8 protein-coding genes and 1 pseudogene are annotated in these 8,792 nt (G+C 69.5%); 3 read left to right on the top strand and 6 right to left on the bottom strand.

Translation table 11 applies throughout. From position 1 onward, the window contains the following. Nucleotides 1–214: 214 nt before the first annotated feature. Nucleotides 215–1,486, top strand: coding sequence for a dicarboxylate/amino acid:cation symporter (locus tag HUU95_RS02965; RefSeq protein WP_174278734.1), 1,272 nt, complete (start codon nt 215–217; stop codon nt 1,484–1,486). Here HUU95_RS02965 and HUU95_RS02960 read toward each other — a convergent pair. Genes HUU95_RS02960 through aspS form a run of 3 tightly spaced genes read right to left on the bottom strand, consistent with a single transcriptional unit; the run spans nt 1,477 to nt 5,362 of the window. Beyond that, nucleotides 1,477–2,100: a glutathione S-transferase family protein gene (locus tag HUU95_RS02960; RefSeq protein WP_174278733.1), complete on the bottom strand. Its 624-nt coding sequence runs from the start codon at nt 2,098–2,100 to the stop codon at nt 1,477–1,479. The two genes, HUU95_RS02965 and HUU95_RS02960, sit on opposite strands and share 10 nt — an antisense overlap. 46 nt (nt 2,101–2,146) lie before the next feature. Beyond that, the gene (locus HUU95_RS02955) at nt 2,147–3,526 is read right to left on the bottom strand and encodes an APC family permease (RefSeq protein WP_174278732.1); all 1,380 of its coding nucleotides are present in this window, start codon (nt 3,524–3,526) and stop codon (nt 2,147–2,149) included. A 15-nt stretch (nt 3,527–3,541) separates the two neighbouring features. After that, nucleotides 3,542–5,362: an aspartate--tRNA ligase gene (gene aspS / locus HUU95_RS02950; RefSeq protein ID WP_174278731.1), complete on the bottom strand. Its 1,821-nt coding sequence runs from the start codon at nt 5,360–5,362 to the stop codon at nt 3,542–3,544. Between the two features lie 180 nt (nt 5,363–5,542). On the opposite strand from aspS, the gene rnd reads away from it, so the two are divergent. Beyond that, nucleotides 5,543–6,733, top strand: coding sequence for a ribonuclease D (gene rnd, locus HUU95_RS02945; protein ID WP_174278730.1), 1,191 nt, complete (start codon nt 5,543–5,545; stop codon nt 6,731–6,733). Further along, entirely contained in the window at nt 6,730–6,984 is a 255-nt protein-coding gene (locus HUU95_RS02940; RefSeq protein ID WP_174278729.1) for an I78 family peptidase inhibitor, read from the top strand. Before rnd ends, HUU95_RS02940 begins: the two co-directional genes overlap by 4 nt. Before the next feature lie 73 nt (nt 6,985–7,057). On the opposite strand, the gene ndk is transcribed toward HUU95_RS02940, so the two are convergent. From ndk to HUU95_RS02925, 3 genes and pseudogenes are all read right to left on the bottom strand, one after another. Further along, entirely contained in the window at nt 7,058–7,480 is a 423-nt protein-coding gene (ndk, locus tag HUU95_RS02935) for a nucleoside-diphosphate kinase (RefSeq protein ID WP_174278737.1), read from the bottom strand. A 74-nt stretch (nt 7,481–7,554) separates the two neighbouring features. After that, nucleotides 7,555–7,995, bottom strand: a complete 441-nt coding sequence (locus tag HUU95_RS02930) for a DNA polymerase III subunit chi (protein ID WP_174278736.1) — start codon at nt 7,993–7,995, stop codon at nt 7,555–7,557. Between the two features lie 68 nt (nt 7,996–8,063). After that, nucleotides 8,064–8,792: pseudogene (locus HUU95_RS02925) on the bottom strand (leucyl aminopeptidase); the annotation flags it as partial.

Here is an 8,792-nt window from a genome sequence, read left to right as displayed (position 1 = left end):
GCGCCCGCGATCTCGTCACCCGGGAGCATCCGCACCGCGACCGCCAGCCCCGCCGCCGCGAACGCCGCCGCCACCTCGCGGCCGCACCGTTCACCCAGGCGACGCGCGGTCCCGCCACTCGCGTTGATGAGGACGGGGACACTCACGCCCGCCCTCGTTACGGTGCTTGACCGGGCCGCCGCAATCCCCTTGGAACCGGGTAAGGGAGTAGGGCATGGCGAAGCGGCTGACCTGGTTCATCGTCGGCGGGCTCCTGCTCGGGCTGATCGTCGGGCTCGCCATCAATCACGCGATCGATGACGGGTCGGCGGCGGCGGCGGCGCGGCTCAAGGGCATCGCCGGCAATTTCTCGATCGGCACCACGGTCTTCCTGCGGCTGATCCGGATGATCATCGCGCCGCTCGTCTTCGGGACGCTCGTCTCGGGCATCGCGCAGATGGGGGATGGCGCGGCGCTGGGCCGGGTCGGCGCGCGGGCGATCGGCTGGTTCCTGCTCGCCAGCCTCCTGTCGCTGGGGCTCGGGCTGCTGCTCGTCAACCTGCTCCATCCCGGCGTCGGCGTGAACCTGCCGATCCCGCCGGCGGGCGCCGACACGGGGGTGAGCACCGAGGCGTTCAGCCTGGCCAAGTTCGTGACCCACATCTTCCCCGCCTCGATGATCGACGCGATGGCGCAGAACGAGGTGCTGCAGATCGTCGTCTTCTCCGTCTTCGTCGGTGTCGCGATCACCGGCGTCGGCGAGGCGGCGCGGCCGCTGGTCCGCGCGGTCGAGGCGCTGGTGCCGGTGATGCTGCGCGTCACCGACTATGTCATGCGGGTGGCGCCGCTGGCGGTGTTCTGCGCGGTGGCGGCGACGCTGGTGGAGCGGGGCCCGGCGGTGATCGGGCAGCTCGCCTATTTCATGGGCTCGTTCTACCTGGCGCTCCTCCTGCTCTGGGCGATCCTGCTCGGCGCGGGGGCGCTGTTCATCGGGCGGCGCATCATCGATCTGGTGCGCGTGATCCGCGAGCCGCTGCTGATCGCCTTCACCACCGCCTCGTCGGAAGCCGCCTATCCGCGCATGCTGGAGGCGCTGGAGCGGTTCGGCATCCCCAACCGGATCGCGTCCTTCGTGCTGCCGCTGGGCTATTCGTTCAATCTGGACGGGTCGATGATGTACTGCACCTTCGCGTCGCTGTTCATCGCGCAGGCGTACGGCATCCACCTGACGCTGGGGACGCAGGTGGCGATGCTGCTGTTTCTGATGATCTCGTCCAAGGGCATCGCCTCGGTGCCGCGCGCGAGCCTGGTGGTGATCGCGGCGGTGCTGCCGGCGTTCCACATCCCGGGCGAGGGATTGCTGTTGATCCTCGCGGTCGATCACTTCCTCGACATGGGGCGGACCGCGACCAACGTCGTCGGCAACGCGGTCGCGAACGCGGTGATCGCGCGGTGGGAGGGCGGGTTCGAGCGGCCGATGCCGGGGCTGCTGGAGCCTCAGGCATAGGCGTAGGGCCCACCTGCCTTGAGTGCCGCCTGGTAGGCCGGCCGGGCATGGACCCGGTCGAGCCAGGCGATCGTGGCGGGGCGGCTCGCGCCCAGCCCGCCGCGCGAGCGGGCGGCTTCCAGCGGGAAGCTCATCATCACGTCGGCGGCGCTGAGCTTCTCTCCCGCGAACCACCGCCGCGCCGCCAGCTCCGCCTCGACATAGTCGAGGTGCACGTCGATCATCGGCTGGATGCGGCGCTGCGCCAGCTTGCCGAACAGCGGCACGCGGCCGAGCACCAGCTTGGCGAACAGCGGCGGCATCAGCGAGCCCTCGGCATAATGAAGCCAGAAGCGGTAGCGCAGCGCGCCGTCGCGATCGGCGGGCGGCCCGAGCCGGCCATCGGCCTTGCCGACCAGATACTCGACGATCGCGCCGGTCTCCGCGACGATCGTGCCATCGTCGTCGATCACCGGCGACTTGCCGAGCGGGTGGACGCGCCTGAGTTCGGGCGGGGCGAGCATCGTCCGCTTGTTCCGCTCATAGCGGCGGACCTCGTACGGCAGCGCCAGCTCCTCCAGCATCCACAGCACGCGCTGCGACCGGGAGTTTTCGAGGTGATGCACGATGATCATGGTGGCGACTCCGGAGTGGCGACGATGCGGTGGCCGTGCGTGGCCGCTAGCGTGGCGAGGGATCGGGCACGATCGCCGTCCATCCCCTGGGCCGCAGCACCCACCAATAATAGGCTGCCGACAGCGCGATCTGCGCGCCCGTGGCGATCAGCGCCGGGCGGCCCTCGTCCGGATCGAGCCAGGTCGCCCAGCCGATCAGCCCCAGCGCGACGATCGTCACCGCCGGCGCCAGCGGATAGAGCGGCATGCGATAGCCGCCCCGCCCGGTCTGCCCCCGCCCCCGCGCGACCACGGCGGCGAGCGCGATGCCGAGATAGATGGCGATCAGCCCCGCGCCGCTCCACACCTCCAGCAGCCGGAGCGGCAGCAGGCACAGCGCCATGCCGACCCCGCCGACCAGCAGCGTGCCGAGCCAGGGCGAGCCCCAGCGCGGATGGATCGCGACCATCCAGCGGTCGAGCGGCCGGCCCCACGAACCGTCGCGCGCGGTGCCGTAGAAGAAGCGCGCGCAGGCGAGCACCCAGGCGATGATCGCGTTGACGATCGCCAGCGCGACGCCCAGCGCCACCGCCTGCCCCGCCCGCTCGCCGGTCAGCGCGACTACCAGATCGCCGAACGGGTTGGCCGAGGCGAGCAGCGTCGGCAGGTCGACCGCGCCGACCAGCGCGGCCAGCAGCGGCACGGCTTCGAGCGCCAGGATGTACACCAGCGCCAGCATGATCGAGCGCGCGATCCGGCGGGGCGCCTCGTGCATCTCCTCGCCGAAATAGATGGCGGCGCCATAGCCGTTGAACGCGAAGATCGCGATCGATGCGGCGACGCCGATCCCGGTCAGCGTCACCGGCGCGCCCGAGGCGAGCACCGGCGCGGTCAGGAATGCGAGCGGGGCATGGGTGGCGTGCACCAGCCCCAAGGCCGACACGAACGCGAGCACCGCGATCTCCAGCAGCAGAAAGGCGCCGGTGACGACCGCGTTGACGCGGATGTTGAGCACCCCCACCAGCGTGCACGCGCCGACCACGACGATCGCGGTCGCGACCTGCGGCAGGCCGGGGATCACACCCGCCAGCACCTCGCGGATGCCGAGCCCCGCGACGGGAAGGAAGATCAGGTTGTTGAAGACGTTGATGCCCAGCATCACGAACCCGGCAAGCGGCCCCAGGGTGCGCGCCACCATCACATATTCGCCGCCCGCGACCGGCCACGCGGACGCCAGCTCGGCATAGATGTACGCCGTGGCGACGCAGACGGAAGCGGCGGCGAGCGTCGCCCAGACCGCGCCGGTACCGGCTTCTTGCAGCATGCCCGGGATGATGATGAAGACCGACGAGGCGGGCGTGGTGACGGACAGCGTCAGGAACAGGACGCCGACCACGCCCAGGCTGCGCGCCAGCGGCGTCGGCGGCGCGGGCTGGTCGTCGAGCATGCCCGCCGTCCCGCGTCAGCCCGCGCTCTTCGCCACCATCGCGCCTGCGTCCTTCGTCTCCGCCGTACTGCGCAGGTTCAATTCCTTGAGTTGCTTCGGCGAGACGAAGCCGGGGGCGCCCATCATCAGGTCCTCCGCCTTCTGCGTCATCGGGAAGGTGATGACCTCGCGGATGTTGGGCTCGTCCGCCAGCAGCATCACCATGCGATCGATGCCGGGCGCGGAGCCACCGTGCGGGGGCGCGCCGAACTTGAACGCGTTGATCATGCCGGCGAAGTCGCGGTCGACGTCCGCGCGCGTGTAGCCGGCGATCTCGAACGCCTTGTACATGATCTCGGGCCGGTGGTTCCGGATCGCGCCGGACGACAGCTCCACGCCGTTGCAGACGATGTCGTATTGATAGGCGAGGATGTCGAGCGGGTCCTTGCTCTCCAGCGCCGCCAGCTCGCCTTGCGGCATCGAGAACGGGTTGTGGCTGAAATCGACCTTCCTGTTGTCCTCGTCCCATTCGAACATCGGGAAATCGACGATCCAGCAGAACTCGAAGCGCTTGGGGTCGATCAGCCCGAGCTGCTCGGCGACGCGGGTGCGCGCGAGCCCGGCGAGCCTGGTCGCTTGCGCCTGCGGGCCGGCGGCGAAGAACAGGCCGTCGTCGGGGCCGAGCCCGAGCGCGTCGGCCATCGCGGTCATCTTCGCCTCGCCATGGTTCTTGGCGATCGGCCCGCCCCATTCGCCGCCCTTGCGCGTCGCGTAGCCGAGCCCGGCGAAGCCCTCGGCCTGGGCCCAGCCGTTCATGTCGTCGAAGAACTTGCGGCTGCGGTCGGCGGTGTCCGGCGCGGGGATGGCGCGCACGACATCGCCCGCCTCGACGATCGACGCGAACCGGCCGAAGCCCGAGCCGGCGAACCGCTCGCTGACATCCGAGATCAGGATCGGGTTGCGCAGGTCGGGCTTGTCGTTGCCGTATTTCAGCATCGACTCCCGGTACGGAATGCGGCGGAACGGCAGCGCGGAGACCTGGCGGCCCTTGCCCTGCCAATTCGCGAACTCCTCGAACAGGCCGTGCAGCACCGGCTCGATCGCTACGAACACGTCCTCCTGCGTAACAAAACTCATCTCAAAATCGAGCTGGTAGAACTCGCCCGGCGAGCGATCGGCGCGCGCGTCCTCGTCGCGGAAACAGGGCGCGATTTGGAAATAGCGGTCGAAGCCGGCGACCATCAGCAGCTGCTTGAACATCTGCGGCGCCTGCGGGAGCGCGTAGAACTTGCCCGGATGGACGCGGCTGGGGACGAGATAGTCGCGCGCGCCCTCCGGCGAAGAGGCGGTGAGGATCGGCGTTTGGAACTCGGTGAAGCCCCCTTCCACCATGCGCCGCCGGATCGAGGCGATCACGTTGGCGCGCAGCATGATGTTGGCGTGCAGCCGCTCGCGGCGCAGGTCGAGGAACCGATATCGCAGCCGGATGTCCTCCGGATATTCCGCCTCGCCGAACACGGGCAGCGGCAGCTCCTGCGCGGGCGATTGCACGGTGACGGCGCTCGCGAACACCTCGACCTCGCCGGTCGCGAGGTTCGGGTTCACCGTCGCCTCCGACCGGCGCTTCACGACGCCATCAATCGTCACCACCGATTCGACGCGCAGCTGCTCCAGCGCGGGCAGCGCCGGGCTGTCACTGTCGGCGACGATCTGCATGATGCCATGATGGTCGCGCAGATCGAGGAACAGCACGCCGCCATGATCGCGCTTGCGATGTACCCAGCCGGACAGGCGGACGGTGTGATCAACCTCGTCGGCGGTGAGCTGAGCACAGTTGTGGGTGCGATAGGCGTGCATGGGCGGTCTCGTCGCGAAAAGCCGTCACCCCGCGCAGGCGGGGGCCCATCTCCTGCCGGTTGAGCCTTGAGCGACGGTCGGGAGATAGGTTCCCGCTTGCGCGGGGATGACCAAAAGAAGAGGCGCCGTCTCCTCCGCCTCTTCGTTTGTCAACCCGCGCGCGCACGCTATGGCGGGGCGATGCATGTCCTGCCGCTGATCACCGACTCCGCCACGCTCGCCAATCTGTGTGCCCGCCTCGCGCGGGCCGACTTCATCACCGTCGATACCGAGTTCATGCGCGAGTCGACCTTCTGGCCGCAGCTGTGCCTGATCCAGGTCGCCGACGTGAACGAGGCGGCGGCGATCGACCCGCTCGCGCCCGGGATCGATCTCCAGCCGTTGCTCGACCTGCTGGTGGCCAACGAGGACGTGCTCAAGGTCTTCCATGCCGGCGGGCAGGATATCGAGATCGTCCACAACCTGACCGGCAAGACGCCGCACCCGCTGTTCGACACGCAGGTCGCGGCGATGGCGTTGGGGCAGGGCGAGCAGATCGGCTATTCCAACCTGGTCGACAGCTGGCTCGGTATCTCGATCGACAAGGGCGCGCGCTTCACCGACTGGGCGCGCCGGCCGCTCGACGCGCGACAGATCGACTATGCGATCGGCGACGTCACGCATCTGGCGGCGATCTTCCCCAAGATGCTGGAGCGGTTGCGCAAGACCGGGCGTGGCGCCTGGCTGGATCAGGAGATGGAGCGGCTCGCCGATCCCCGCAACTACCTCAACGATCCCGACGAGGCGTGGCGCCGCGTCAAGGTGCCGAGCCGCCGACCGGAGGTGCTGGGCCGCCTCAAGGCGATTGCGCGGTGGCGCGAGCGCGAGGCGCAGGGCAAGGACCTGCCGCGCGGACGGATCGCCAAGGACGAGACGATCGCCGACCTCGCCGGCAACCCGCCGCGCCGGCAGGCGGACCTGGCCAAGGTGCGCGGCCTCTCGCCCGGCTGGGCGACCAACGAGATCGGCGCGCGATTGATGGCGGCGGTCGAGGGCGCGACGCCGATGGACGCCGAGGAAGTGCCGCCGCGCGACGATCGCAAGCCGGGACTCGGCCGCGACGGCGCGCTGGTGGCGGATCTGCTCAAGCTGTTGCTCAAGATCAGGTCGCGGGACATCGATGTCGCGCCCAAGCTGCTGGCGCGGTCGGACGAGCTGGAAGCGCTAGCCGCGGGCACGCGGGACGGCCTGCCGATGCTGACCGGCTGGCGTTATGACCAGTTCGGCCGCGACGCGGTGGATCTGGTGGAAGGACGGCTTGGCTTCGCGGTCGTGGGCGGCAGGCTCAAGATGACGCGGCAGGACGATCGGGTGGAGGAGGAGACGGCATGATGCTGATGGTGCTCGCGATGCTGGCGGCGCAGGTGCCCGCCGACGCGGCTGAATGCACCGCCGGGCCGGCGGAGGCGCTGGTCGGCGAACACTATCGCCGCCACGTGCCGACGCGCGCGAAGAAACTGTCGGGCGCGAGCAGGGTGCGCGTGATCTATCCCGGCCAGATGATGACGGAGGAGTTTCGGTCCGACCGCATCAACCTGCTGGTCGACCACCGCCGCCAGATCACCGACGTGCGCTGCGGCTGAGACAAGCGGGCCCGCGACGGCTGCCTTTCCTAAGCAGGCCGGGGCTCACCCGCGCCGCCACCGTCCGGCGTGATCAGCCGACGATCTCGTCCGGCCGGAAAAAGAAGGCGATCTCGGTCGCCGCGTTCTCGTCGCTGTCGGAACCGTGGACGGTGTTGGCCTCGATCGACTCCGCCAGCTCCTTGCGGATCGTGCCGGGCGCGGCGTTGGCGGGGTTGGTCGCGCCCATGATGTCGCGGTTGCGCTGCACGGCATTCTCGCCGTCGAGCACCTGAACCACCACCGGACCCGAGGTCATGAAGCTGATGAGGTCGCCGAAGAAGGGCCGCTCGCGGTGGACGGCGTAGAAGCCTTCCGCCTGCTCGGTCGTCAGCTGCAGCCGCTTGGACGCGACGACGCGCAGGCCGGCCTCCTCCAGCATCCGGGTGACCGCGCCGGTGATGTTGCGGCGCGTGGCGTCGGGCTTGATGATCGAAAACGTCCGGTTCGCGGCCATGGCGGTCACGAGGCTCCTGTGCTTGATGCTGGCGGGGATGCGCGGCCCCTAGCGACGGGCAAGCGCCAGGGCAACTACCCCGCTTGTTCCCACCGGCCTGCGTCGTTCTGCTTCCAGTAGCGCCGTTCCACCCCGTCACGGCCGCCAAGCGCCTTCCACGCCAGGCGGGCGGGAGCGAGGCGGTCTTCGTCGAACAAGTGGAACGCACGGTCGAAGTCGAGCGCCGCGTCGCGCCACTCGCCGTCCGCCAGCGCCACGTGGCGCGCGCGGTTGGCGGCATTGACGTCGGGTGCGAGCAGGATCGGCTGATCCGCGTCCATGCTGGCGCCGACCTGCGCGTGCGGGAGGAAGGCCTCGGCGCTGTAGGTCCAGAGCAGCCGGTCGATGCTCGCGCGCAGATCGTCGGGGGCGGCGACGATCAACAGGCGGTTGCCGCTTCCCAGGACTTGCTCGCAGATACGGGGCAGCACCTGTTCGAGCGGGCGGATGGTGAGGTGGTAGAAGTCGACCTGCATTGAAGCGGAGGGTAGGTTCCGCATCTCCCCCTGTCATCCCCGCGTTCGCGGCGATGACGGCTGGGCGGCTACCCCTCCCAATTGTCTCGTACGAAGCGGTCGAGCAAGCGCACGCCATAGCCCGTGGCGCCCTTGTCGTGGTGGTTGCCCGGCTTGTCGGACCAGACCATGCCGGCGACGTCGAGATGCGCCCAGTGCACGCCCTCCTCGACGAACCGCTGGATGAACTGTGCGGCGGTGATCGAGCCGGCACCTTTCCCGCCGATGTTCTTCATGTCGGCGATCGGGCTGTCGATCATCTTGTCGTAGACGGGCGAGAGCGGGAAGCGCCACAGCTTGTCGCCACTCGCCAGGCTGGCGGCGAGCAGCTGCCCCGCCAGCCCCTCCTCGTTCGAGAACAGCCCGCCATATTCGTTGCCCAGGCTGACGATCATCGCGCCGGTGAGCGTCGCCAGGTCGACGATCGCGGCCGGCTGGTGCGTACGCTGCACCCAGGTGACGCAGTCGGCGAGCACCAGCCGCCCTTCCGCGTCGGTGTTGAGCACCTCGATCGTCTGGCCGGAGAGCGAGACCAGCACGTCGGACGGGCGCGTCGCGGCGCCGTCGGGCATGTTCTCGACCAGCCCCATGACGCCGATCACGTTCGCCTTCGCCTTGCGTCCGGCGATCGCGCGCATCGCGCCCGCCACCGCGCCGGCGCCGCCCATGTCCCATTTCATGTCTTCCATGCCGGCGGCGGGCTTGATCGAGATGCCGCCGGTGTCGAACGTCACGCCCTTGCCGACCAGCGCCAGCGT

Source organism: Sphingomonas bacterium (genome assembly GCF_903643065.1).
GTDB lineage: Bacteria > Pseudomonadota > Alphaproteobacteria > Sphingomonadales > Sphingomonadaceae > Sphingomonas.
The sequence above is the reverse complement of the archived record's forward strand: the minus strand, read 5'-3'. Positions and strand labels throughout refer to the sequence as shown.

Bases quoted from the DNA above. Each gene is read 5' to 3' on its own strand.
- aspS (WP_174278731.1), bottom strand. From the start codon at position 5,362: ATGCACGCCTATCGCACCCACAACTGTGCTCAGCTCACCGCCGACGAG.
- ndk (WP_174278737.1), bottom strand. From the start codon at position 7,480: ATGGCCGCGAACCGGACGTTTTCGATCATCAAGCCCGACGCCACGCGC.
- rnd (WP_174278730.1), top strand. From the start codon at position 5,543: ATGCATGTCCTGCCGCTGATCACCGACTCCGCCACGCTCGCCAATCTG.
- HUU95_RS02965 (WP_174278734.1), top strand. From the start codon at position 215: ATGGCGAAGCGGCTGACCTGGTTCATCGTCGGCGGGCTCCTGCTCGGG.
- HUU95_RS02960 (WP_174278733.1), bottom strand. From the start codon at position 2,100: ATGATCATCGTGCATCACCTCGAAAACTCCCGGTCGCAGCGCGTGCTG.
- HUU95_RS02940 (WP_174278729.1), top strand. From the start codon at position 6,730: ATGATGCTGATGGTGCTCGCGATGCTGGCGGCGCAGGTGCCCGCCGAC.
- HUU95_RS02955 (WP_174278732.1), bottom strand. From the start codon at position 3,526: ATGCTCGACGACCAGCCCGCGCCGCCGACGCCGCTGGCGCGCAGCCTG.
- HUU95_RS02930 (WP_174278736.1), bottom strand. From the start codon at position 7,995: ATGCAGGTCGACTTCTACCACCTCACCATCCGCCCGCTCGAACAGGTG.